The sequence below is a fragment of the Streptomyces siamensis genome (assembly GCF_039543605.1).
Classification (GTDB): Bacteria; Actinomycetota; Actinomycetes; order Streptomycetales; family Streptomycetaceae; genus Streptomyces; species Streptomyces siamensis.
This window is the reverse complement of sequence record NZ_BAABKB010000024.1, coordinates 1-633: the sequence shown is the minus strand read 5'-3', so window position 1 is coordinate 633 and position 633 is coordinate 1. Positions and strand designations below refer to the sequence as shown.

Below are 633 nucleotides of genomic sequence, written 5' to 3'. Positions count from 1 at the left end.
GCCCAGAGTATTATAATCCTTCTCTACTTACTTTTTCTCGTCTTCGTCACTCTCACTCCAACAGCAATGCAGAATCGACCTAGGAGACCCACATCCACCGGCCTTCATGAAGTTGTGGTATACAACAGAACCTCCCTCCTTGCCGAGCACTTCAAAGCTCCTTTCTCCACAGTAGTATCCCTGCACATCCAGACTCATATCGGTACTAAGTTTGTTAGCGACAGCATCAGAATGCAACGCGATAGAGAACTCGCTTGGCTGGAAGCAAGNCAACGCGATAGAGAACTCGCTTGGCTGGAAGCAAGCCAACACCCTCTCCAGCAGGTGGGTCAAGTTCATCGATTTAAAATCATACCCCACTGCTTCAAAACTAGCGTAACTGAACCCATCTTCTGGTGTCACATGAATAGTAGAAATTGCACTCCCTTCAATGGCATTCATGGAGTAACCACAAGGATCGAATTCAAAGTCACATATATCAGAATCCGGAAGAATCATCCTAATACCAGAGAGATCAGTCATCGCAGCAGCAGAGCTTGCAGAAGTCTTGTAAAACACAGATGCCTTCTTCCTGTCCAAACCGGTCATGCACATTTCTAGGGTGTAAACAGGGCGCAAATGATTTGTCGATTC

General features: G+C 46.4%; 1 protein-coding gene. It reads right to left on the bottom strand.

Annotated features, from left to right (window positions below):
* Positions 1–27 precede the first annotated feature (27 nt).
* A complete protein-coding gene (locus ABEB03_RS28210; RefSeq protein WP_425589315.1) occupies positions 28–618 on the bottom strand; it encodes a hypothetical protein in 591 nt (196 codons plus the stop codon).
* Positions 619–633: the final 15 nt, after the last annotated feature.